The organism is Klebsiella huaxiensis, assembly GCF_003261575.2.
Classification (GTDB): Bacteria; Pseudomonadota; Gammaproteobacteria; order Enterobacterales; family Enterobacteriaceae; genus Klebsiella; species Klebsiella huaxiensis.
The window spans coordinates 1,701,766-1,726,101 of the sequence record NZ_CP036175.1 but is presented as its reverse complement, the minus strand read 5'-3'; the positions used below and the strand labels follow the sequence as shown (position 1 = coordinate 1,726,101).

At 52.5% G+C, this 24,336-nt stretch carries 24 protein-coding genes; 6 read left to right on the top strand and 18 right to left on the bottom strand.

From position 1 onward, the window contains the following. Positions 1-142 precede the first annotated feature (142 nt). The 3 genes from DA718_RS30915 (at position 143) to DA718_RS08320 (ending at position 1,532) form a co-directional block, all read left to right on the top strand. A complete protein-coding gene (locus DA718_RS30915) occupies positions 143-397 on the top strand; it encodes a hypothetical protein (protein ID WP_112212970.1) in 255 nt (84 codons plus the stop codon). Between the two features lie 3 nt (positions 398-400). After that, positions 401-967: a DNA-binding protein gene (locus tag DA718_RS08325; RefSeq protein ID WP_112212969.1), complete on the top strand. Its 567-nt coding sequence runs from the start codon at positions 401-403 to the stop codon at positions 965-967. 67 nt (positions 968-1,034) lie between these two features. Continuing rightward, complete coding sequence (locus DA718_RS08320; RefSeq protein WP_112212968.1) at positions 1,035-1,532, top strand: GNAT family N-acetyltransferase; 498 nt, start codon at positions 1,035-1,037, stop codon at positions 1,530-1,532. A gap of 40 nt (positions 1,533-1,572) precedes the next feature. On the opposite strand, the gene hisP is transcribed toward DA718_RS08320, so the two are convergent. The 7 genes from hisP to DA718_RS08280 all read right to left on the bottom strand — a co-directional run bounded on the left by hisP (position 1,573) and on the right by DA718_RS08280 (position 7,554). Beyond that, a complete protein-coding gene (gene hisP / locus DA718_RS08315) occupies positions 1,573-2,346 on the bottom strand; it encodes a histidine ABC transporter ATP-binding protein HisP (protein WP_004852881.1) in 774 nt (257 codons plus the stop codon). A gap of 7 nt (positions 2,347-2,353) precedes the next feature. Further along, positions 2,354-3,070 (bottom strand): histidine ABC transporter permease HisM, encoded by a 717-nt coding sequence (hisM, locus tag DA718_RS08310; protein WP_112212967.1) that lies wholly within the window; start codon positions 3,068-3,070, stop codon positions 2,354-2,356. Next, entirely contained in the window at positions 3,067-3,753 is a 687-nt protein-coding gene (locus DA718_RS08305; RefSeq protein WP_112212966.1) for a histidine ABC transporter permease HisQ, read from the bottom strand. The genes hisM and DA718_RS08305 overlap by 4 nt, the downstream gene beginning before the upstream one ends. 66 nt (positions 3,754-3,819) lie before the next feature. Further along, the gene (gene hisJ, locus DA718_RS08300) at positions 3,820-4,602 is read right to left on the bottom strand and encodes a histidine ABC transporter substrate-binding protein HisJ (RefSeq protein WP_110272254.1); all 783 of its coding nucleotides are present in this window, start codon (positions 4,600-4,602) and stop codon (positions 3,820-3,822) included. A 258-nt stretch (positions 4,603-4,860) separates the two neighbouring features. Further along, positions 4,861-5,643, bottom strand: coding sequence for a lysine/arginine/ornithine ABC transporter substrate-binding protein ArgT (gene argT, locus DA718_RS08295; RefSeq protein ID WP_110272253.1), 783 nt, complete (start codon positions 5,641-5,643; stop codon positions 4,861-4,863). Positions 5,644-5,947: 304 nt separating this feature from the next. Then, a complete protein-coding gene (locus DA718_RS08285) occupies positions 5,948-6,517 on the bottom strand; it encodes a UbiX family flavin prenyltransferase (protein WP_112212964.1) in 570 nt (189 codons plus the stop codon). Positions 6,518-6,558: 41 nt separating this feature from the next. After that, entirely contained in the window at positions 6,559-7,554 is a 996-nt protein-coding gene (locus DA718_RS08280) for a LacI family DNA-binding transcriptional regulator (protein ID WP_112212963.1), read from the bottom strand. Positions 7,555-8,112: 558 nt separating this feature from the next. On the opposite strand from DA718_RS08280, the gene DA718_RS08275 reads away from it, so the two are divergent. Then, positions 8,113-9,516 carry an MFS transporter gene (locus tag DA718_RS08275; protein WP_112212962.1) on the top strand — a complete coding sequence of 468 codons (1,404 nt, stop codon included), beginning with the start codon at positions 8,113-8,115 and terminating at the stop codon, positions 9,514-9,516. A gap of 7 nt (positions 9,517-9,523) precedes the next feature. Next, a complete protein-coding gene (locus tag DA718_RS08270; RefSeq protein WP_112212961.1) occupies positions 9,524-11,491 on the top strand; it encodes a glycoside hydrolase family 127 protein in 1,968 nt (655 codons plus the stop codon). A 50-nt stretch (positions 11,492-11,541) separates the two neighbouring features. On the opposite strand, the gene purF is transcribed toward DA718_RS08270, so the two are convergent. The 9 genes from purF to pdxB form a co-directional block, all read right to left on the bottom strand. Then, positions 11,542-13,059, bottom strand: coding sequence for an amidophosphoribosyltransferase (gene purF / locus DA718_RS08265; protein ID WP_112212960.1), 1,518 nt, complete (start codon positions 13,057-13,059; stop codon positions 11,542-11,544). A gap of 33 nt (positions 13,060-13,092) precedes the next feature. After that, positions 13,093-13,581, bottom strand: a complete 489-nt coding sequence (gene cvpA / locus DA718_RS08260; RefSeq protein ID WP_110272250.1) for a colicin V production protein — start codon at positions 13,579-13,581, stop codon at positions 13,093-13,095. A gap of 210 nt (positions 13,582-13,791) precedes the next feature. Then, positions 13,792-14,484: a cell division protein DedD gene (gene dedD, locus DA718_RS08255; RefSeq protein ID WP_112212959.1), complete on the bottom strand. Its 693-nt coding sequence runs from the start codon at positions 14,482-14,484 to the stop codon at positions 13,792-13,794. Beyond that, positions 14,474-15,742 carry a bifunctional tetrahydrofolate synthase/dihydrofolate synthase gene (gene folC, locus DA718_RS08250; RefSeq protein WP_112212958.1) on the bottom strand — a complete coding sequence of 423 codons (1,269 nt, stop codon included), beginning with the start codon at positions 15,740-15,742 and terminating at the stop codon, positions 14,474-14,476. The genes dedD and folC overlap by 11 nt, the downstream gene beginning before the upstream one ends. A 72-nt stretch (positions 15,743-15,814) precedes the next feature. Continuing rightward, complete coding sequence (accD, locus tag DA718_RS08245) at positions 15,815-16,729, bottom strand: acetyl-CoA carboxylase, carboxyltransferase subunit beta (RefSeq protein WP_112212957.1); 915 nt, start codon at positions 16,727-16,729, stop codon at positions 15,815-15,817. A gap of 194 nt (positions 16,730-16,923) precedes the next feature. Continuing rightward, on the bottom strand, positions 16,924-17,583 hold the full coding sequence (locus tag DA718_RS08240; RefSeq protein WP_110272246.1) for a DedA family protein: 660 nt from the start codon (positions 17,581-17,583) through the stop codon (positions 16,924-16,926). Positions 17,584-17,610: 27 nt separating this feature from the next. Beyond that, on the bottom strand, positions 17,611-18,423 hold the full coding sequence (gene truA, locus DA718_RS08235) for a tRNA pseudouridine(38-40) synthase TruA (RefSeq protein WP_110272245.1): 813 nt from the start codon (positions 18,421-18,423) through the stop codon (positions 17,611-17,613). Further along, positions 18,423-19,436 (bottom strand): aspartate-semialdehyde dehydrogenase, encoded by a 1,014-nt coding sequence (locus DA718_RS08230; RefSeq protein WP_112212956.1) that lies wholly within the window; start codon positions 19,434-19,436, stop codon positions 18,423-18,425. Before DA718_RS08230 ends, truA begins: the two co-directional genes overlap by 1 nt. A 62-nt stretch (positions 19,437-19,498) precedes the next feature. After that, positions 19,499-20,635, bottom strand: coding sequence for a 4-phosphoerythronate dehydrogenase PdxB (pdxB, locus tag DA718_RS08225; protein WP_142515607.1), 1,137 nt, complete (start codon positions 20,633-20,635; stop codon positions 19,499-19,501). A 99-nt stretch (positions 20,636-20,734) separates the two neighbouring features. Between pdxB and flk the strand changes: the two genes are divergently transcribed. Then, positions 20,735-21,694, top strand: a complete 960-nt coding sequence (flk, locus tag DA718_RS08220) for a flagella biosynthesis regulator Flk (RefSeq protein ID WP_112212955.1) — start codon at positions 20,735-20,737, stop codon at positions 21,692-21,694. Here flk and DA718_RS08215 read toward each other — a convergent pair. Both DA718_RS08215 and DA718_RS08210 read right to left on the bottom strand, forming a co-directional pair. Continuing rightward, positions 21,656-22,492, bottom strand: a complete 837-nt coding sequence (locus tag DA718_RS08215; RefSeq protein WP_112212954.1) for an HAD family hydrolase — start codon at positions 22,490-22,492, stop codon at positions 21,656-21,658. The two genes, flk and DA718_RS08215, sit on opposite strands and share 39 nt — an antisense overlap. Before the next feature lie 165 nt (positions 22,493-22,657). Continuing rightward, positions 22,658-24,331 (bottom strand): carbohydrate porin, encoded by a 1,674-nt coding sequence (locus DA718_RS08210; RefSeq protein ID WP_112212953.1) that lies wholly within the window; start codon positions 24,329-24,331, stop codon positions 22,658-22,660. Positions 24,332-24,336: the final 5 nt, after the last annotated feature.

Genomic DNA, 24,336 nt, shown 5'->3' with positions numbered 1-24,336 from the left:
CCGCTCGCTCAATACCCGCTTAATTGTGAATCTGCTTCCAGTGATTATCTTTCCACTCTGTCATAACCCCCTGGTGTGCAATTTTGCATCATTGCGCGTTGACATTCGTCAACATTGTATTCAAAATAACCAGGACATACTGATGAAGGAACATCCAGATAAACATATCAGAGCAGCCATCGACTATGCGCTCACAAGGGGTTGGATTTTTATCGCTGGCGGTAAAAGCGCCCACTGTTTTGGACGGCTAATGTGCGGGACGACCCGGCATCGGGAACATATGATGAGTATCTGGTCAACGCCGGCAGTCCCCATTAACCACGCCCGGCAGATTATTAGAATGGTCGACCGCTGTCAGGTGCCTTTATCAGCTCAGATTAACCACAAGAAGGACTAAATCATGGCGCTGTATAATTTTACCCTCACGCTTTCTGGCGTTACCGCGCACACCGTGGGTCTGGAAGATTCGCTGCATGCGGCGGGCTGCGCTGATGCCCTGGTCTGCTTTTACGGCACCGCAGTCTATCTGGATTTCGATCGCGAAAGCGACTCTCTTGAGCAGGCTATTCTGTCAGCCATTGCAGATATCGAATCCGCTCTCTCCCTCAGTGCCCGGGTTGAATCCGTTGATTCCGCCCTGGTAGGTTTAAGCGATATTGCCGAACTCACCGGCCTGACACGGCAGGCCATCGCCCTGCTGAAAGATGGCGCAAGAGGCTCAGGTCAGTTTCCTGGACCGGTGCAGCGCGTTAAGGGCAATTCCCCTTTGTGGCGCTGGAAAACCATTGTTGGTTGGCTGGTAACGGAAAACAGAATCCCCGAAGACTCGCCGCTGGTTGCCCACGCCGAGGTTCTGGATAACCTGAATCTGGCGCTCCAATTGCGAGCCACGCGGGAGAGCAAAACCGTCCTTCACTACCTTCAAAGGCTTGAAAAACACCGGGTTGATTCGTTAAATATCGGATAACACCGTCATATAATTCAGTACATTGTGGTGTTAAGGTGAATAGACTCTCCACTGTTATGGCTTGTTTATGATAACGCTCACCACGCCGCGCTTACTTCTTTCTCCATTTAACTCATCTGACTGGCCCTTTTTCCTGCGTCTACGGCAAGACCCAGAAGTGATGCGTTTTATGGGTGAGATCCTTGAAGAATCGGCGCTACGTACGCTATTTGAGGCTCGCTGCGCAGATACTGGCGTCTTCGTGCTGCGCGATGCCAGCGGCACGGCGATGGGTGATATCGGCCTGCGTATCAGCACTAAAAATCCGCATGAAGCAGACGTGGGTTATGCCCTCCTCCCCGAAGCTCAGGGACAAGGGTTCGCCCGCGAAGCGCTACAAGCAATTTGCGATTACGGATTTAACCAACTCGGCGTTCAGGCGATTAATGCATGGGTGTTGGGCACTAATTCGGGATCTTCCCGCCTGCTGGAAAAACAGGGTTTTATCCGCATTCAGGTGTTCGAAAAAGCTTACCATCTAAACGGAATAGATTACGACGACTGGGTGTATCGGCTGGAGCGCTAGCTGTCCCGGCGGAGGGTATTCCGCCGGGTCAGGGTTGATGTTACTTCAAAGAACCTTTCAGGAACTGCTGCAGGCGCTGGCTTTTCGGATTACCGAAGACTTCGTCAGGGTGCCCTTCTTCTTCAATTTTACCCTGATGGAGGAAGATCACGTGCGAGGAAACATGGCGGGCAAAGCCCATCTCATGCGTCACCACAACCATGGTTTTCCCCTCTTCCGCCAGTTGCTGCATGATACGCAGCACTTCGCCCACCAGCTCCGGGTCAAGCGCCGACGTTGGTTCATCAAACAGCAACACATCAGGCTCCATTGCCAACGCGCGGGCGATGGATACACGCTGCTGCTGACCACCGGATAGGTGGACCGGGTATTTAATCTGCTGGCGCTCATCAATACCCACTTTCGCCAGGTATTTCACTGCCCGATCGCGCGCTTCCTGTTTGCTCAGCCCCAGAACCTGAATCGGCGCTTCCATGACGTTTTCCAGTACCGTCATATGGCTCCACAGGTTGAAGTGCTGAAACACCATGGTCAGACGAGTACGCAACAGGCGGAGTTGGTTTTTATCAGAGACCTTGAGCTGGCCGTCTTTATCACGAACCAGGCCAATATTCTGCCCATTAACTACAATCGTGCCTTCACTGGGCTTTTCAAGGAAGTTAATGCATCGCAAAAAGGTACTTTTGCCGGAACCTGATGAACCGATGATGCTGATAACGTCCCCGGCTTTCGCCCGTAGCGAGACGCCTTTCAGCACCTCGTGTTCGCCGTAACGTTTATGGAGATCGATAACGTTTAATTTATTGTCGGACATGGCGTTCTCAGTGCGTTGAAGAAGGTTTGATATGCTGCAGCCAGCGCTTTTCCGCCCTGCGGAACAAGCTAATCAGCACATACGAGATAATGAGATACAGTACTGCGGCAATGCCAAAAGCAGTAAACGGCTGGTAGGTCGCCGAGTTAATATCACGGGCGATTTTCAGCAGGTCCGGCACCGTCGCGGTAAAAGCCAGCGCGGTGGAGTGCAGCATCAAAATCACTTCATTGCTGTACGCAGGCAGAGCAATACGCAGCGCGGAAGGCAAAATAATGCAACGATACATTTTGACCGATGAAAAACCGTACGCTCGCGCCGCTTCAATCTCTCCGGCGGGAACCGAACGAATCGCGCCAGCGAAAATCTCCGTGGTATAGGCACAGGTATTTAGCGTCAGCGCCAGCACCGTACAGTTCAGGCCACTACGGAAGAAAGCATTTAGCAGTTCGGTACCTTTGACAACTTCCAGCGTATACATCCCGGAATAGAACACCAGCAGTTGGACGTACAGCGGCGTACCGCGAAAAATGTAGGTAAACAGCCAGATAGGGAACTGGATATATTTATTGCTTGAGACGCGACCAATGGCGAGAAAAACCGCCAGAATGCCCCCCATCACCACTGACGAGATCAGCAGCCAGAGCGTAATCGCTACCCCAGTAAAGCGGTATCCGTCAGTCCACAGCAGAGATTTCCAGTACTCCTGAATAATTTCAATCACAGGTCAGCCCTCTTCACGCCTACAGAATAACGGCGTTCAAGCATCAGCAGTACACCATTGGAAACCGTGGTAAATACGAGATAAATCAGGCCACAAACGATAGCGAAGTAGAAGGGCTCCCAGGTGCTTTTGCCTGCCAACTGGGTTGCCTTGACCACATCTTCTAGCCCCAGTAACGAGACCAGCGCTGTCGCTTTGAGTATCACCTGCCAGTTGTTGCCTATTCCAGGCAGCGCATAGCGCATCATCGCCGGGAACAGGATCCGGCGAAAAGTCTGCCCGCTGCTGAATCCGAAAGCGGTGGCCGCTTCGATATGCCCTTTCGGTACGGCCAGAAAAGCGCCGCGAAAAGTTTCGGTGAAATAGGCGCCATAGATAAAGCCCAGCGTGATAATCCCCGCCACCATTGGGTCGATATCAAACTGCGCCAGGCCCAGCGCGTCAGTCACGCTGTTAAGCGCAATCTGCAGCCCGTAAAAAATCAGCAGCATAAGCACCAGATCGGGCACACCGCGGATTAAAGTGGTATAGCCTTCGAAAATCAGCGCCAGCGGACGATTGCTGGAAAGCTTGGCTCCGGCTCCGGCCAGACCGATAAGCACCGCCAGAACAACGGAGCTTAATGCCAGCTCGAGGGTGACCAGCGCGCCCTGAAAAATAACCTGTGAAAACCCGTACAGCATGCTGTCTGCCCTGTCTGTCATCAACCATCGCGCGCCAAATTACGCGCGATGGGGTACGCGAAATGGTTAATCGCCGTACACGTTAAAATCAAAATATTTCTTCGCCAGCTTGTCGTAGGTGCCGTCTTTTCGCATCTCGGCAAAGGCTTTATTCAGCGCTTCACGCAGTTCGTTATCATCTTTACGCAGCCCCATGCCGGTGCCGACGCCAAACAGCTTCTCGTCTTTAATCGACGGACCGCCAAACTGATAATCTTTGCCAATAGGCTGTTTGAGGAAACCTTCGCTAGCGGCAACTTCATCCTGGAACGCGGCATCAATACGTCCAGCAGTCAGGTCAGAATAGATATTGTCCTGCCCCTGATAGGAAACAATTTCAATTCCTTTCGGCGCCCAGTGTTCATTGCCGTAGGTTTCTTGCGTAGTTCCTTGCAGAACACCGACGCGTTTGCCTTTCAGCTTCGCGAGGTCAGGCGTAACATCGCTGCCTTTTTTCACCACCAGGCGAGAATCGGCGGCATAGAGTTTGTCGGTGAAAGCGATTTCCTGCTGACGTTTTTCGGTGATCGAAAGCGAGGACATAATGGCATCAATCTTCTTCGCTTTTAAAGATGGGATCAACGCGTCCAGCGGGTTCTCAATGAAGGTACATTGCGTATTGATGCGCTTACACAGCTCTTTTGCCAGATCGATGTCAAAACCAATCAATTCACCCTGTGCATTCTTCGATTCGAACGGGGCATAAGTAGGGTCGGTACCGATACGGACTTTTTGCGGAATTGCTGCGAATACCGTGGAAACGCTGGAAAGGGCCAGCGCTAAAGAGAGAGACAACGCCAGTTTTTTCATAACTATCCTCAACAGACTGTCATTCTAACGGGTTTATTAGAAATACTTACGGCAGTTATCGTGCCATTATTCGCCCCGGTAAGGCAAAACATTCTGCGCCGGAAAGCAAATTTTTTCGCATCAGAAACGCTTAACTATGCACTTTCTATCGCAATGCGAGCGCTATACTGCACCAGATTGATCCACCAAAAGTGTGATTGCACCAATAAGGGGCAGCAATAGATGTGCGTGGCCCGGAGTCCCGGGCCAACAGTGGTCTTAGTCGCCGTATACGTTAAAGTCGAAGTATTTTTTCGCCATCTTATCGTAGGTACCATCTTTACGAACTTCAGCCAGCGCTTTATCAAACGCGGCTTTCAGCTCGCTATCGTCCTTACGCAGGCCGATACCGGTACCATCACCGAAGAATTTTTTGTCTTTAACGGAAGGGCCTGCAAAAGCAAAATCTTTACCGGCAGGTTGTTTGAGGAAGCCTTCGCTGGCGGCCACTTCATCCTGTAATGCGGCGTCCAGACGGCCTGCTGCGAGGTCGGAGTAAATCAAATCCTGGTTCTGATAAGCAACAACATCTACGCCATGGCTGCGCCAGCGCTCATTACCGTAGCCTTCCTGAGTAGAGCCCTGTAATACGCCGACATGCTTGCCTTTGAGAGATTCCAGCGTTGGTTGAATCGGTGAACCCTTAGCGGCGATCAAACGGGAATCCGCCGCGTAGAGCTTGTCAGAGAAGGCTATCTCCTGCTGACGTTTTTCGGTAATCGACAAAGAAGAGATAATGGCGTCGATCTTCTTCGCCTTCAGCGAAGGGATCAGAGCGTCGAAATCGCTGCCTACCCAGGTACATTTCACGTTGATACGTGAACAAAGCTCATTGCCCAAATCGATGTCAAAGCCGACGAAATCCCCTTTCGCATCCTTCGATGAGAAAGGCGCGTAGGTGGCATCGGTGCCAATACGTATACTTTGCGGCAGCGCGGCGAATGCGCTGGAAGCGCTGCAAATTCCCATCATTAAAGAGAGAGCCAGGACCGTCTTCTTCATAGGTTACCCTTAAGTGTCGTGATGTTGTTATGCGATGCGTTGTCTTGTTATGAATACTGCCAACAGCTCTTACACGTTTTATAGTGCACGTTTTATGCCATTTTCTCAGTGCGTGCTGGAAATGGCGTTAAATTTGTTAAATAAAGGTTGCAGGTTTGTCTTAAAAGCGAAGATACCAGCAATAACGGATAAACCGCAGTGCCGGAGCGCAAAAAAACAAATTAAATGTTGAGGATTTGATCGAGGCGACAAAATTGCACTGCAGGAGCGCAATTGTGAATAAAGCGCACTATGTTAGTGCGATCTACGCGCCCTGCCAGCGGGTAAAGAGGTCTTCAGGAAGGGTAATATCGAACTGATCAATAACGCGATTGACTGTCTGGTTAATCACATCATCGAGGGTATGCGGACGATGATAGAACGCCGGCACCGGCGGCATAATCACCGCGCCCATTTCCGCCGCCTGAACCAGTAAACGCAAATGGCCCAGATGGAATGGCGTTTCCCGCACGCACAGCACCAGCGGGCGCCGCTCTTTAAGCACCACATCCGCGGCTCTGGTCAACAGACCATCGGTATAGCTATGAACAATGCCGGAAAGGGTTTTCATTGAGCACGGCAGAATCACCATCCCGGCGGTTTTAAAAGAGCCGGAAGAGATGCTGGCGGCAATATCACGGGCATCGTGAACCACGTCAGCTAACGCCTGCACTTCGCGCAAAGAGAAGTCAGTCTCCAGCGCCAGCGTCTGGCGCGCGGCCTGACTCAAAATCAGGTGCGTTTCTACATCAGGAACATCACGTAAAATCTGGAGCAGCCGCACGCCGTAAATTGCGCCGCTGGCGCCAGAAATACCAATAATCAGTCGTTTCACGATATTTGCCCCTTCCGCTCAATGGCGCAGACTTTGCCGGATTATAGCTCCGGACGCAACCGCAACGAACTTTCGCGAACCACCAACCGCACCGGCAACAACAAGTTTCTCTCACCTTCATCGCTCAGCAAAAGACGGAACGCATCGCGGCCAAGCTCGCGCTTATCAATGGCTACCGTGGTTAATGGCGGATATGCCCAGGCCGCGGCATCGATATCGTCAAAACCGACAATCGCCACCTCTTGCGGTACGTTGATGCCTTTGCGCGCGCAGACCCGCATGGCCACCAGCGCAGCCATATCGTTATAAGCAAAGATAGCATCCGGCGGCTGCGGCAACGCCAGCAGGCTCTCCATCCCCTCCACCAACGCCTGCTCAATCTCCTTAACTGGCGGTACCTCGACCTTATAATCAGCAGGCAGCGAAATCCCTGCGTCAAACAGCGCTTGCTGATAGCCTTCAACACGCTGGCGAATACTGTAGTGGCGCTGCGAATGACCAAGAAAAGCAATACGTTTTCTTCCCTGCTCAAGCAGATGGCGGGTGGCGACAAAACCACCATGATAGTTATCCGGATTCACACAAGGAAAATCTGCCGCCCACAAATCGACAAGGGCAACAGGTAACGCGGTTTTACGCAGTTCAGCTAACACCTCAGCTTCCAGATAACCCGCACAAATCAGTGCATCAGGCTGGTGCAGATTAATCAGCTCGCTGACCGAGTCTCCGGGGCCAATGGGCTGGAAACTCATGGCAATTTCATTTTCTCGACAGGCATCCGCAACGCCGAGCATCACGGTCGAATAGAACGGCAGCGCGCTGGCGATATTGTGTTCCCGGTGCAGCAGAAAAAGCAGGCGCTTGATACGCCCGCTGCGCAAGCGGCTAAAATCATAGCCTTCTGCTTCCGCTATCGACAAAATCCGCTGGCGTGTCTCTTCACTTAGCCCCGGCTGCCCTTTCAACGCCCTGGAGACCGCGGCAATAGACACACCACAGGCGGTCGCAATATCTTTAATTCTGGTTTTTTTTGCCATTCCGTTCGTTTTCACCTGTCATGCGGGGTTTATGCTGATTGTCCTTTTAGCGCCTGCTCTCCAGCTTAGCCTCGTCGTGTACGTACTTTGCTATCTCCATCAACGCCCCTTGTATCTCGTCGGGCGAATGTATGAAGCAGTCACTAAGGATATCACGCAGCGGATGACGATTAACAACCTGAATATTTTTATTTTTTACTAAACAAAAAATCAAGTTTGTCATCCCACCTCACAAGTCATCAAGCGGACATCGCTCTGCCTGCTTATGCGTACCACAGCACTACAAATAAGGTTTTACCCTCTTATCGGGCGGCATCCAGGATGTCTCACAGACAAACCACATACTTTGCACTCTTTAAAACGTGATAAAGATCTACATTAAAAATTTATTTCTAGTAAAAATAAAGATCAAAATCACAAGGCGAAACGTCAAGAATGTACGCATAACTATGATCAGATCTATGCTCTCCGTCGTTTTATATTTACTAAAAATAACCAGAGATACGTCGTAATGACTTGTTGAATCATCACCATTGCTAAGGCAAATAAGGATTGGTTATGGCTACTGCCGATAATCTGGATACCGATGTGCAGATAGTTGATGCGGGAGAAACGCTCTCAACCCGCGAAAAAATAGGCTATGGACTGGGAGATGCCGGTGGACACTGCATCTCGGATTTGATCAGCGGCTTCCTGCTTTTTTTCTACACCGACGTGTTTGGCCTGAGCCCGGCCATCGTCGGCGCGATGTTTTTTACCTTGAGAATCGTCGATGCGGTATCCGACCCGGTTATGGGCATTATCGCCGACAGAACCCGCAGTCGCTGGGGTCGTTTTCGTCCGTGGCAGCTATGGACTGCCGTTCCGCTTGCGGTTATCGGGATCCTGACATTCACCGTGCCGGACATGAGCCCGAACATGAAAGTCGCCTGGGCCTTCGGTACCTACTTCCTGCTCTCTGTGGGCTATACCGCCAACAACGTCCCCTACTGCGCGCTGATTAACGCCATGACCAACCGTCACGATCAGGTGATGTCCTGCCAGTCATGGCGCTTTGTCTTAAGTGGCATCGCCGGCTTCCTGGTCTCTGTCGGACTACCGTGGATGGTCGAATTCTTTGGTCAGGGCAATCTGGCTAAAGGCTACCAGTATGGCGTAACCGTGCTGTGTGGGATTGGTGCAGTCATGTTTTTACTGTGCTTTTTCTGGGTCAAAGAGCGAGTTCCTCTATCGCTGGCCGGGAAATTCACTTTGCGCCAGCATCTGCAAGGGCTGCGCAAGAACGACCAATTACTCATGATGCTGGTGATGTCTTTCCTGTTGGTGAATATTCTGTGTATTCGCGGCGGCGGCTATATGTACTTCATCTCCTATGCGCTACAGGGCAGCACTGGCTTTATGTCGCTGTTTTTTGCCATCGTCACGCTGGCCGCGATTATCGGTGCAGTGATCGTCAATCCGCTTTCCCGCCGTGTCGATATGGTCAAGCTGTACTTCTATACCAACCTGGTGCTGGTTGTTTTCGGCCTGGCGATGTGGTTCCTGCCGACCGGACCGCAGCACCAGACGCTATGGCTGGTCTGTATCCTGATTAACAACATCGTGCTCGGCTTCACCCTACCGTTGCACTTCTCGATCATGGCGTTTGCCGATGATTACGGCGAATGGAAAAACGGCGTGCGCTCTTCCGGGATGAACTTCGCCTTCAACCTCTTTTTTATCAAACTCTCATGGGCCTCATCCGGCGGAATAATCAGCATTCTGCTGATTATGGTGGCCTACCAGCCGGGACTGGAAAACCAGACCGCCGCTTCTATTCAGGGCATCACCCTGCTGCAAAGCGTTGTACCGGCAATCTTCCATCTGGTGCTGGCCTTATGCCTGCTTAAGTGCCGTCTGAACGGCCCAATGATGAACCGCATTTCCACCGATCTTCACCAAAGACATTCCCAAATTTCCTGAGGTAAACATGAAGCAGTCCGATGTAATTGAAGCCGACCTGAACCGAATTACCGTTACCGACCCTTTCCTGGGAGAGTATCAACGTCTGATTCGCGATGTCGTCATTCCTTATCAGTGGGAAGCGCTCAATGACAACATTCCCGATGCGGAACCAAGCCACGCGTTGGCTAACTACCGCATCGCCGCAGGATTAGAGGATGGTCAGTTTTACGGTATGGTTTTTCAGGATAGCGATGTCACCAAATGGCTGGAAGCTGTCGCCTGGTCATTGAGCCAGAAGCCTGACGCAACCCTTGAACAAACCGCTGATGAAGTGATTGAGCTTCTGGCGAAAGCCCAGTGTGCAGACGGCTATCTGAATACCTGGTACACCGTTAAAGAACCGGGGCAGCGCTGGACTAACCTCGCGGAATGCCACGAACTTTACTGCGCGGGGCACCTGTTTGAAGCGGCTGTCGCTTTTTACAATGCTACGGGGAAGCGCCGCCTGTTGGAAGTCTCCTGCAGATTTGCCGATTACATTGATACTGTTTTCGGTCCAAAACCCGGCCAGCTTCGCGGCTATCCGGGGCATCCGGAAATCGAGCTGGCGCTGATGCGTCTTTACGAAGTCACCCGGGAACCCCGATATCAGGCGCTGGCCTGTTTCTTTATCGAAGAACGCGGTAAGCAGCCTTACTATTACGACATTGAGTTCGAAAAACGCGGCGGCACCCGACACTGGATCGGCTGGGGCGACGCCTGGCCAGGAATGATAAAAGACAAAACTTACACTCATGCGCACAAACCACTCTCCGAACAGAGCGAAGCGGTTGGCCACGCCGTCCGTTCCGTCTACCTGATGACCGGCCTGGCGCATATCGCCCGTATGACTCAGGACGAAGAGAAACGCCAGACCTGTCTGCGAATCTGGAACAATACGGTCCAGCGGCGGATGTATATTACCGGCGGCATTGGCTCGCAGGGGATCGGTGAAGCCTTTACCAGCGACTACGATCTGCCTAACGATACCGCTTACGGCGAAAGCTGCGCCTCTATCGGCCTGATGATGTTCGCCCGCCGGATGCTGGAAATGGAAGGCGACGCGCATTATGCCGATGTCATGGAGCGCGCGTTCTACAATACGGTACTCGGCGGGATGGCGCTGGACGGTAAGCATTTCTTTTACGTTAATCCGCTGGAAACTCACCCCAAGAGCATCCCGCATAACCATATTTACGACCATATTAAGCCGGTTCGCCAGCGCTGGTTCGGCTGCGCCTGCTGCCCGCCAAACATCGCACGCACGCTGGTCGCTATTGGTCACTATCTTTTTACCCCGCGCCAGGACGCGCTATTTATCAATTTCTACGCCGGGAGCGAAGCCCAGTTCACCATTAACGACCGGCCACTGGCGCTGAAAATTAGCGGTAACTACCCGTGGGATGAAGAGGTCAACATCACCTTCACCCATTCACAGCCCGTCGCCCACACTTTGGCGCTGCGTCTGCCGGAATGGTGCGAAGCTCCGCAGGTACTGGTCAATGGCGAAACCGCGCAAGGAGAACGGCTCAAAGGCTATCTGCATATCACTCGCCAGTGGCAACAGGGCGACGTCATTACGCTGCATCTGCCGATGACTATCCGTCGCGTCTACGCAAATCCGCTGGTGCGTCATAACGCGGGCAAAGTGGCGATTCAACGTGGGCCGCTCGTGTACTGCCTGGAAGAGGCAGATAACGGCACGGAGCTGCACAATCTGTCGCTCCCGCGCGGCAGTCAGTTTCATGAGATGGCAGGAACTGGCGTTTTGAAAGGAAAAGTCTTGATTATGGCGGAGGGTTTGCGCATGCAGACAGCGCCAGAGGACACACCGCTGTACAGTTTCGACAGCCCACAGGCGAACGTTGAAAAGCAAACTTTGACGTTTATTCCGTGGTTTAGCTGGGCCAACCGCGGCGAAGGCGAAATGCGGATTTGGGTCGACGAGGCTTAAAAGCAAAAAGCCCGCGATCTCGCGACCGCGGGCTTTTCCAGGCGAAGGGATTACCCTTCGTTATGCATCTCTAAATTTTCCACTTCGTTTTGCAGCTGAACCGCTTTCGCATCGTCGTTACGCAGGGAATCGAGATAATCCAGATACTGCTGATCGACGTCTTTGGTAACGTAGATACCGTTGAAAACCGAGCATTCGAACTGCTGAATATCCGGGTTCTCCGCACGGACTGCGTCAATCAGATCGTCCAGATCCTGGAAAATCAAACCATCTGCACCGATGATCTGACGAATCTCGTCAACTTCACGCCCGTGAGCAATCAGCTCAGTCGCGGTTGGCATATCAATGCCATACACGTTCGGGAAGCGAATTTCCGGCGCCGCTGACGCCAGATACACTTTCTTCGCCCCAGCTTCGCGCGCCATCTCGATAATCTGTTCCGAAGTAGTGCCGCGAACGATGGAGTCATCGACCAGCAGCACATTCTTATCGCGGAACTCGGCACGGTTGGCGTTGAGTTTACGACGCACCGACTTACGACGCAGCTGCTGGCCTGGCATGATAAAGGTACGACCAACGTAGCGGTTTTTCACGAAGCCCTGGCGATACGGCTTGTCAAGGATACGGGCAATTTCCAGCGCGATATCGCAGGAGGTTTCTGGAATCGGAATCACTACATCAATATCAAGATCTTCCCACTCGCGAGCAATTTTCGCCCCCAGCTTAGTCCCCATATTCACACGGGCGCTGTAGACGGAAATTTTGTCGATGAATGAATCCGGACGCGCGAAGTAAACGTATTCGAACAGGCACGGATTGCTAACCGGGTTCTCGGCGCACTGGCGAGTGAACAACTGGCCTTTTTCGGTGATATACACCGCTTCGCCAGGCGCAACGTCACGTAAGAACTCAAAGCCCAAGGTATCCAGAGCAACACTTTCCGAGGCCACCATATACTCAGTGCGGCCATCGCCAATATCACGCTTGCCCAGCACCAGCGGACGGATGCCGTTCGGGTCGCGGAAGGCGACCATGCCGTGGCCGATAATCATCGCCACGCAGGCATAAGCGCCGCGAATCTGGCGGTTAGTGGCGGCAATCGCCGCAAAAATGTTGTCTGCTTCCAGCGGATAATGGCGGAAATTATCCAGCTCGCTGGCAAAAATGTTGAGCAGGATTTCGGAGTCGGAGGTGGTGTTGATGTGGCGGCGTTTTTCTTCAAACAGCTTTTGACGCAGCTCGTGAGCATTAGTCAGATTGCCGTTGTGCGCCAACGTAATGCCATATGGAGAGTTGACGTAGAAAGGCTGAGCCTCGGAGGCGCTGGAGCTGCCAGCCGTCGGGTAACGAACGTGACCAATCCCCATATTGCCTTGCATACGCTGCATATGGCGAGCTTCAAACACATCGCTCACCAGCCCGTTCGCTTTACGCAAACGAAAACAGTTGTTCGCATCGATGGTGATGATGCCTGCGGCATCCTGCCCACGATGCTGAAGCACCGTTAACGCGTCATAAATCGACTGGTTTACCGGCATAACACCGGCGATACCGACAATACCGCACATACGTCTTTTCCTCGTTAAGCTACATCCCAACGCTTATGCTTTGGGCAAGAAACTTGACGAGCTCTGCAGATAGTCAAAGAACCATCTGATAACGAAACTGAACTGTGGGATAAGCTCAGACTTTTGCCAGTCATCGCTTTTCGCCATACTGGTAAAACTATCGAGAAAAAACAGAATCGCAGAGACGATTAGCACACCGCGCAGGGCGCCAAAACAGATCCCCAACACCCTGTCGGTACCCGACAGGCCGGTTTTCTCCACCAGCTGACCTATCACAAAGTTAACGATAGCGCCGACGATAAGCGTCGCGATAAACAGTATCGCGATAGCAATCCCATTTCGGACCAGTTCGTCTTCAAAGCCCGTGAACCAGACAGCCAGGTAAGTGTAGTAATGACTGGCAACAAAGAAAGCGCATCCCCAGGTTACCAGCGATAAAGCTTCACGAACAAAGCCGCGGATCAGGCTGACCAAAGAGGAAAAACCAATCACCGCAATTATGGCGTAATCAATCCAGACCATATACGTCCCACGATTTTACGCCCTGTCGTCCGGTTCGGGGCGCATTCTAACAGAAAAAGAAAACGTTTGCGTAGGGATTTCCATGCCCTACAGAAATAAAAATGGCGCTGAAAAAACATTCAACGCCATACTGCCTTTCGCCTCTTCAGGGCGCGTCAGACAGGGGTTTCCGTGCTCTGGCCCTACCTTTCTTTATTAAAAAAGAGAAGGTTAGTTCGGGCTAAAGCCCATGACTACACCGCTAAGTCCGGACAGCTTGTTCAGCTCGCCAAGTTGCCCCTTCAGCTTATCTTTCGAAGCATCCGGGCCGACCAGAATACGGGTGATTTTACCCTGCACCGGCGTCGAAGGCGACGTATAAACTTTGAAGCCAGCGGCGCGCAGCTTACCGACGATCTCGTTGACCTTATCGGCGTTCTTCAGCGCACCTAACTGCACAACATAGGCTTTACCGGTCGGAGCCGGAATTTCAGCCTGCTGTTGCGGTTTAGGCGCGGGTGTCTGCACCGCGACCTGCTGCGGTGGCTGAGGTTGCGGCTTCTCTACCGGCTTCGGTTGAGGTTTAGGCTGCGGCTGTGGTTTTTGCGCGACAACCGGCTCCTGCACCACATCAAAACTGTTATTGTTCACCGGGATCCGCGAAGGATCAAGCGACGGTGCCGCTGCATCCCCAGCTCTCACCTCTTCGGCGGCCCCTTCCGGAGGCTGCGAAGGCAGCGTCTGAGTCGCTGCTGGTAGCATATCTGGCTCATCGCGGTCGCCTGGTTTTGGTACCAGTGGGATTGCGGCAAACTCATCCTGATAATGTTTTTTCTGACCATCAAGCAGCCCTGGCAGGATAATAACCCCCAGTGCCACCAGTACGATCGTCCCGACTAAACGGTTCTGAAACTTACTCGCCACCGATTCTCCCCGCGTCTATCTCTTCCATTACATGCGCCACCGTGTGGAATGAACCACACACCAGCACCGTATCCTGTGGTCTGGCATCTGCCATCGCAGCGTACCAGGCCTGCACAACGCTGGTATAGACTTTGCCTGCGCGTAAATGTTCCAGCAGTTGCTCTGCCGTCGCGCCGCGCGGCCCTTCCAGCGGCGCACAGTACCAATCGTCAACTTCCGCCTTCAGGTTTTCCAGCGTACCGGCGATGTCCTTATCATGCAGCATACCAATAACCGCCAGCACGCGCCCCGTTTTCGGTAAGGTTTTGAGACGCCCGGCGAGATACGTCGCCGCATGCGGGTTATGAGCAACATCAAGGATGACTCTCGGGGTGTCGCTAATTATCTGAAAACGCCCCGGCAGCATCGCCTTTTGAATACCGTCGCGAATCGCCTGCTCGTCAACCTTGAGCTTGCTGGCACGCAGGGCAGCGAGCGCAGTTGCGGCATTCGGCATAGGTACCTGTGGCAGCGGCAGGTCGGTGAGTGCGCCGTTTTCATCACTGAAAGACCAGCTCTGCTCACCGGCCTCATAGCCCCAGTCAACGTCGCGGCGCAGGAGTTGCGCGCCCTTTTCGCTCGCAACCTCGGCGATAGTCTGGGGCATATCGGGTTCACCAACGATAGCCGGTTTACCACCGCGAAAAATACCTGCCTTCTCGCGGCCAATGCTTTCGCGATCCGGTCCCAGCCAGTCCGTATGGTCAAGCGCAATACTGGTGACTACCGCCACGTCGGCATCAACAATATTAGTCGCATCCAGGCGACCGCCGAGACCCACTTCAAGGATAACGACATCCAGTTGCGCCTGCTGAAATAGCCACAGCGCGGAAAGCGTACCAAATTCAAAATAGCTCAGAGAAATCTCGCCACGCGCCGCTTCGATTTCAGCAAAGGAAGTGGTATGCGCAAGTTCCGACAGCTCTTCGCCTTGTACGCGCACCCGCTCGGTATAGCGCACCAGATGCGGCGAACTATAAACACCCACTTTGAAGCCCGCGGCCATCAGTACCGATTCCAGGGTACGGCAGGTCGTTCCTTTGCCGTTGGTTCCCGCCACCGTGAACACAAACGGCGCAGGTTTTAATACCGCCATCCGCACAGCCACCTCGCTGACGCGCGCCAGTCCCAGGTCGATTGTTTTGCTGTGCAGATGTTCCAGATAAGAAAGCCACGTAGCCAGGGGCGACGCGGCCTGAGGAATAGGTTGTTTTTCCATGATGTCCGGCAAGAGTTAAGATAACTACGCGTATAAAAAAGGGCAGCACCGTCAGGCCTGCCCTCTGTATTATCAGGCCTCTGGTTCCTGATCCGGCTCCGGTGGCACCACCTCACCTTCGTGAACGGGTTCCGGATTTGGCGCCGGAAGGTTCATCAGCTTCGCCAGAATACTGGCCAGCTTCAGACGCATTTCCGGGCGACGAACGATCATATCGATCGCCCCTTTTTCAATCAGGAACTCACTGCGCTGGAATCCCGGCGGCAGCTTCTCACGAACGGTCTGCTCAATAACGCGGGGACCGGCAAAACCGATCAGCGCTTTTGGCTCAGCGATGTTCAAATCGCCCAACATAGCAAAGCTCGCCGAGACACCGCCCATGGTTGGGTCGGTCAGCACGGAGATATACGGCATGCCGCGCTCCTGCATTTTCGCCAGCGCAGCGGAGGTTTTCGCCATCTGCATCAGCGACATCAGCGCTTCCTGCATACGCGCGCCGCCGGAAGCGGAGAAACAAATCAGCGGACAGTTGTCTTCCAGAGCCTGTTCAACCGCACGAACAAAGCGCGCGCCGACGACAGAGCCCATTGAACCGCCCATAAAGGAGAATTCGAAAGCGGCGGCAACAACCGGCATTTCATGCAGGGTGCCTTTCATGACCACCAGCGCGTCTTTTTCGCCAGTCTCTTTCTGGGCTGATGCCAGACGGTCTTTATACTTTTTCGAATCGCGGAACTTCAGCACATCTTTTGGCTCGAGCTCACTTCCCAGCTCCACGAGGGAACCTTCGTCCAGCAGGCTATGCAGGCGGTTACGCGCCGACATACGCATGTGGTGATCGCACTTAGGGCAAACCTCCAGGTTGCGCTCCAGCTCTGCGCGGTACAGTACCTGACCGCAGCTGTCGCACTTGGTCCATACACCTTCAGGAATACTCGCCTTACGGGTGGGGGTTATATTGCTTTTAATTCGTTCAATCCAGCTCATTGATAACCTTTCTACCTGAACCTGGTCGATGCCAGTTTTGTCGCAAGGGGCGCATAATGCCATTTTTGCCCCTTACAGACCATGAATGTTGCACATTAAATCATAACATCCCGTAACATGGGATAAAAAAGTGGTCGAACCGCTCACACTTCACTCTTCGGACGGCGGCATACCGCCCGAAGATAACCGCAACGTTATTTCGCCTGTTTCGCCGCAGCACGCTTGTGGCGAATGATTTCAATCACCCCTGGCAGTACGGAAAGCACGATAATCGCCACGATTAGCAGCTTAAGATTTTCCTGCACGATCGGCAAATCGCCAAACAGATAACCCGCGTAGGTGAACAGCAGCACCCACAGCAGCGCGCCAACCACGTTATACATCGCAAAATGACGATAGGACATATGTCCCATTCCCGCCACAAACGGCGCAAAGGTTCTGACGATCGGGACAAAACGAGCAAGGATTATGGTCTTGCCGCCGTGGCGAGCGTAGAAGCCATGGGTTTTATCCAGGTAGCTGCGGCGGAAAATTTTTGAATTGGGATTACTGAATAACTTTTCACCAAACAGCCGCCCGATGGTGTAGTTCAGGGCATCGCCGATAATCGCAGCAACCACCATCAGCGCCACCATCAAGTGCACGTTGAGATCGTTAGTCGGCAACGCCGACAAAGCACCCGCAACAAACAGCAGAGAGTCACCTGGCAGGAACGGCGTGACCACCAGGCCGGTTTCACAGAACAGAATCAAAAACAGAATCGCGTATACCCAGATGCCGTATTGCGCGACCAGCTCAGCCAGGTGCACATCAATGTGTAAAATAAAATCAATTAAAAAACGAATCAGATCCATAGTTTGCGTTAGCCCTTAATAACCAGGTTAGTCCGCCAGAAACAGCGGGCCCATCGGCATTACCGGCAGGTCGTAGCGGGCCGGATAATCCACCGACACCAGATACAATCCTTCCGCTTTTGCCGTTGCAGCGGCCAGAGTCCTGTCTTTTGCCGCCAGAAGTTCTGCAATCCAGCTCTCTGGCTGGTTACCGGCACCTACTTCCATCAGACTGCCTACAATATTCCTTACCATATGATGTACAAAGGCATTCGCTTTGATATCCACCACCACATATGCACCATAACGGGTGACGTTAATATGCATCACGTTACGCCACGGGGTGCGCGACTGGCACTGTACCGCACGAAACGAGGTGAAATCATTTTCCCCCAGCAGACACTGGGCTGCGCGCTGCATCCGCTCAGCATCCAGGGGATGGTAATAGTGAGTCACGCCCCGACCTAATACCGCCGGTCGCAGGCGATGATTATAGATGACGTAGCGATAGCGGCGCGCCGTGGCGCTGAACCGGGCATGAAAGTCCGGTGGAACTTGCTTAACCCAACGTACCGCGATATCGCCAGGTAAATTCGCATTAACTCCCAGCGTCCATGCCACGTCTTTACGTAATGCACGGGTTTCAAAATGCACCACCTGACCGGTACCATGAACTCCGGCATCGGTACGACCGGCACATAATACGCTCACCGGTTCATTAGCAACCTGCGAAAGCGCCTTTTCCAGTTTTTCCTGCACGCTGCGAACTTCATTCTGCCGCTGCCAACCGTAGTATTTGCTACCGTCATACTCGATGCCCAGCGCAATTCTATAGACCGGCGGCTGCTCCATCTCAGACATTAGTACAAATACTCCTGGACCAGTTTCTCAGCGATTTTCACCGCCATCAGCGCGCCGCCAAAACGGACGTTATCGGCCACTGACCAGAACTGCACCTGCTCCGGCATACCATAATCATTATGCACGCAGCCGATGGAAAGGCGCACGGTGCCGGAAGCGTCGCCGACCTGAGTCGGGAACTCACCTTCTTCGGACAGCTCGATATCTTCACCACGGGCAAAGGCATCACGCGCTTCTTCCGCCGACAGCGGGCGCTGCGCTTCAAAGCCTACCATTTGCGCATGACCGTAGAATACCGGGGACTGCACCACACTTGCGGAGATCATCAGGCCGTCATCTTGCAAAATCTTGCGGACTTCATCGACGATACGACGCTCTTCGCGCACGCTACCTTCACGATCGGGCAATAGCGGCAACATGTTGAACGCCAGCTGGCGGCCAAAGAAATCGTCCTCATCAACCGGAATGCCGTTAAGCAATTTAGCGCTCTGCCCCGCCAGCGCATCGACCGCTTTTTTACCGTGAGCGGAAGCAGACAGCAGATTGGTCACGCTAATACGCGACAGGCCACCCTGATCGATCAGCGGTTTTAACGCTGCAAGCAGCTGGCTGGTCAGGCTATTCGGTACCGCAATAACGTTGCGATTACGGTAATCCGCCAGTACGAACGGGTTCACATCCGGCACCACCAGCGGCACGTCCGGTTCAAGCGCAAACAGACCACTTAAATCAATCACCAGACAACCCGCGTTAGTGGCGTCTTCGATATACGCGGCGCTCGCTTCTACACCGGCGGCAAAAAAGGCCAGCTGGGCCTGAGTCCAGTCGAATTCAGCAGCATCCTGAACGATAACCGACTTACCCGAAAAACGCAGATGCTCACCGGCGCTTTCATTACGCGCCAGCGCATAAATATCCCCCACCGGGAACTGACGATCGGCAAGGGTTTCGAACAGGGCTTCGCCTACGGCGCCCGTTGCGCCCAGTACGGCAATATTCCAGCCTTCAGACATGGTGGTGTACTCCAGAAAAAAGCGGCCCTGCCGGATTATCCAGCAGGAGCATTAAGAAGATATTAACGGATGGGATGATGCATGGCATTAAAGCCTAACTGACGCAACAGCGTCGCCGCCGGTTCGTCGCTGCATTGAACATACAACGAAGACCATTCACGGCGTTCCTGATAATTTTTGCGCAGCTTGTCGAACTCACCAGCAACCCCTGCGACTTTTCGCAGCGGCGCATCATCGCGGCGCACATCATACACCAAATGCGCCAGTCGTTTTAGCGTTGCCTGATCGAGCGGCCCATGCAAAGTGATGCGACCAAACTCAGGCGCGGGCAACAGAGTGTCCAGAGCCACCTGCTGCGGATGACCGATAAATGCGCTGTAAGCCTCAAAAACCTGCGTCGTACCACGCGCTTTGCCTTCAAGGGTATAGCCCGCAATATGCGCGGTGCCAATATCAACCCGCTTAAGCAATTCGGTATTGAGATCGGGCTCAGGCTCCCAGACATCAAGCACCACGCTTAGCGCCTGATTATCCTGCAAACGCCTGAGCAGCGCGGCGTTATCAACCACCGGCCCACGGCAGGCGTTAATTAAAATCGCCCCCGGCTTAAGGCGGCTAATCAGCGTCTCATCCGCCAGGTGCAATGTTTTATACGGCCCTTCTTTATAGAGCGGAGTATGGAAAGTCAGAACATCAGCTTCCTGCACCAGCTCATCAAGAGTGCGGAAATCGCCTTCATCACCGCGATCGGCGCGAGGCGGATCGCAGAGCAGGGTTTTGATCCCCAGCGCCTCAAGGCGTTTTTGCAGACGCCCGCCGACATTGCCTACACCCACGATCCCAACCGTGCGATCGGTCAGCGCAAAACCATCACGTTCAGCCAGCATTAACAGCGCCGAAAACACATATTCTACTACAGCGATGGCATTGCAGCCTGGTGCTGCGGAAAAACCAATCCCCGCCTGCTGGAGCCACACCTGATCGACATGATCGGTACCCGCAGTCGCGGTGCCGACAAATTTGATAGCCCTGCCAGAGAGCAGCGTTTCGTTAACTTTGGTGACCGAGCGAACCATCAGAGCATCGGCGTCATTCAGCGCTTCAGCCGGAACAGGACGACCAGCAACGGCCTTCACTTCCCCCAGGCGACTAAAAAGCTCACGCGCATAGGGCATATTTTCATCAACGAGGATTTTCACGGTTCAGTACCTGTCTGAGAGCGAGAGTAAACCGGGGAAGTGTGCCATAATCTCGCCGCCAGGAACATCATCCCCCGGCCTTATGTAGAAGGATTAGTCATGACACAACCCGTTTCAGGTATGTCCGATCGCCCTCCGGGGACAGGCGAACCTCCGCTCACCACGCAGCAGCGTACCGTACTTGAGCGGTTGATTACGCGTCTGGTGGCGTTAACATCGCAGCAGAATGCCGAGGTGTGGGCCTGCGTTAAACACGATCTGAGCCTGAAAAACGACGCGCCGCTGCTGGCGAGCCATTTTGAGGCCGCCGAGCACAGCCTGAACCAGCGCTTAATCCTCGCGCAACAAAATCATCATCGTCGACAAATTCTGGCGCAGCTAACCGAGCTTTTGAATCAGGGAAATAATCGCCAGGCGGTCAGCGATTACATCCGCCAGCATGATGGACAGACAGCACTGCAAGCATTGACCCTCCCGCAGCTGGAAAATGTCCTGCAATTACTGCAAAGCGGTCAGTTGTCGATCCCTCAGCCACAGCAGCGCCCGCCAACACGGCGTCCACTGCTGCCAGCAGAGCACAATACGCTGAATCAACAGGTGACAAAACTTGCCGCTGCCACCGGCGAATCCAGCAAACTTATCTGGCAATCCATGCTGGAACTTAGCGGCGTAAAAAGTGGGGAACTGATCCCGGCCACCCACTTTACTCCTCTGTCTTACTGGCTACACGCGCGGCAAACGCTCAGCTCGCAGACAGCGCCGACGCTAACCTCACTAAAAGCCGCGTTAAAACAGCCCCTGGAAACCGGTGAGTGGCAGAGAGTCATGGATTTTGCGCAAAGTAGCTGGCATGCATCGGCTCAAACGCCGCTCAGCCCAGCTCAGTTGCTGATGTTGCTTAACAAAATTTTCGTGCTCAGGGTCGCCAGAGCGCAGGAAACGCTGGCGATCCCAGCAGTCCAGGCTCCGCCATCGTCACCGTGGTTAGTATTTAAAAAACCGTGGGTTATCGTGCTGACGTTAATCGTAGTGCTTGGCCTGTTGTGGCTGGCGGCCTGAATCCTGTAGCGATAGCAAACGTATGATGGTGGTCATTACGGCATCATCATCATTTGTTCCGGTAATAAAGTTCGCCGCCCGTTTCGTTTCTTCAAACGCATTACGCATCGCAAAGCTCCAGGTCGCCCGAGTCATCAGTTCGATGTCGTTCAAACCGTCGCCAAAGACCATCGTCTCCTCTGCGGTAGCATTCAGTTGGTTTTGTAAAATCTCTACCGTATGGCCTTTGTGAACTCCAACGTCAGCAATATCAATCCACGCATCTTCTGATACCACTATATAGGCCTTATCAAAGTAAGGGGCGAGGAATGGTTTAATTTGCGGGCAGCGCCCTTTAATATCAAATACGGATATTTTCACAAAGTCATATTTCACTTCAGAAAAATCAGCAACCTGAATCACTTTAGCATACGACATTTTGACTTTTTGCAACATTTGCGGAGAGACAGAATCTCGAATAAATGCGCCTTCGGCGGTACAGGCAATAATGACAGGTTCCTTATTCACCTCTTCCAGTACGCCAATCATCTCGCGTCCCAGGGCATTATCAATAAGGGATTGATAAATATACTCTCCGCCGTGCTTAATTCGCGTGGCGCTATCGCCAAGGATCCAGAAATCGCTGGCCTCTTTACCGAATAATTCTTCGACACGTTCACATTGTTTGCCAGTACAGAGGGCAAAATTTACTCCTTGTTCCTGCATGATCTGTTTAACCTGCGTGAACAGCTGACGATTATAATCGCCATGACTATTCAGAAATGTTCCATCAAGATCGGTGATAATTAGTTTAATCATTATAATATTCCATTAGGATAGAGTGACTTCACTATAGCCGGATAAATAGCGATGGGAAGCCATGTAAAAAATGATTTTCAAGTAACATGTCACATCAGAAAAACAAGATGTTTTTTATTGCATTAACGCCCGCATTGGGCGGGCGTTAAGTGAATTATTCAGCGATTACCACCAGACTTCAGCCTGAACGCCAAACATAAACTCATCCTTACTATTGTCATTAAATTTAAACTGCGACAGCTCGTTGTCGAGAATATTAATATATGTTCCGTAGAAGCGAATTTCAGGACGAGAGCCTAACAGGCTTGGTCCAACCTTGAGGGCGTGATAAAGCGTCGTTTTATACGCAGACTCTTTCAGAGAGCGCCCCTGCTCAGTTTTGTTTTTCTGCGCAAACCAGCCTAATTCAACGCCGCTTTGGTTCCAGGTATCCCAAATCCATGCCGGGCGGATCACCGCCCGGAAGCTATCAAAGTCGCTGTGCGCCCCGCTTTCATAGCTATAGATATCGCTACCGTGCGACCAGACCAGCGCGTTGGCCATAATAATCCGCTCGGCCAGATACATTTCGCCCTGAGAAATCAAGCGCCAGGCAACCCCATTCGAGTGATCGCCATAGTAGTAACGTCCCGCCGCCATTGAGTTACTGGCCCCGGAAAAATTAGAAAAACTACTGGCGTAAGAGTTATTCGCCACCTGTAGGGTAAACTCATTAAAACCTTTGCGATCCAGTTCCTGACGCACAATTCCGGTCGCCATCCAGGTATCTTTAAGTTTAAAGTAGCTGCCGTTATCCTCGTTTTTCTCCTGCTGATCATTCTTATTGGCAAAAGCGTATTTACCCATCAATGACAGCGCTCCATCCCGCCACAGCGGAATATTGCGGTAACGAATATCAACAGAGTTGGTATTCATTTGCGTGGTGTTCGAGAAGTCACGTGAATACACATCAACATCATTGCGGCTTAGCGAAGCGTCAAGTTGGCCCACGCCCAGCGCCCAGTTCTGAATACCTACGCCGGCTGCCACATCTGTGGTAAGCGATTTCCAGTCCAGCATCTGAATCTCATATTCCGGCAGTTTATGCTTACCAACCCAAAAATCGGCCTCAGGAGCAAATGGCAAGAAGCCTCTGGTGGTAAGGAAAATATCGCTGAACTGGAGGATATTTTCGTTGTCGCTATCGCCAAACCACGCATCATTATACTGTTCGCCAACGTTGCCATCATAGGTCACGACCGCATTGGCCGTTTTGCCATCCTGGTTATAAACACGTTGGTTGAGCGTCAGGTCAAACCAGCCGCTCATTTCGTTACCGAAGCGGCCCAATGACCCTGCGGCATAAGTCTGCGATGAGCCATGGTTAGAGGTTCCCCACCCGGAACGTAAATATCCCTGATAGCTAAAGCCGATATCGTCTTTAATAAACTTGCTGAGATCCTTCATGGTGACGCTTTCAACTTTCGTTTTCTTACCATCGGTATTAATTACGGCAACCTGCTGCGTCGCAGTGACCTCTGCCGGGATGGCTCTCTTGCTGATTTCACTATTCTCATTCGCAATATTATCGGCGACCGGCGAGGTGGCACCAGGATAGCCCGCAGTTACCTCTCTCTTTTCGTTCTCTTTGATGCTTTGTTGTAATACCGCCACTTTATCTTTATAGCTCGACAGTTGCGATTGCGTTTTTTGTAGCTCTTTTTTATTTGCTGATAATTCAGACTCCAATAATTCAAGGCGCTGTTCAATTGTTAATTTTGCCGCTATTGCGTCTGTTGATGAATAAGCCAGAAGTACGGATAAAGACAATAAGCTAACCTTCAATTTACTTGAATACATAGAAT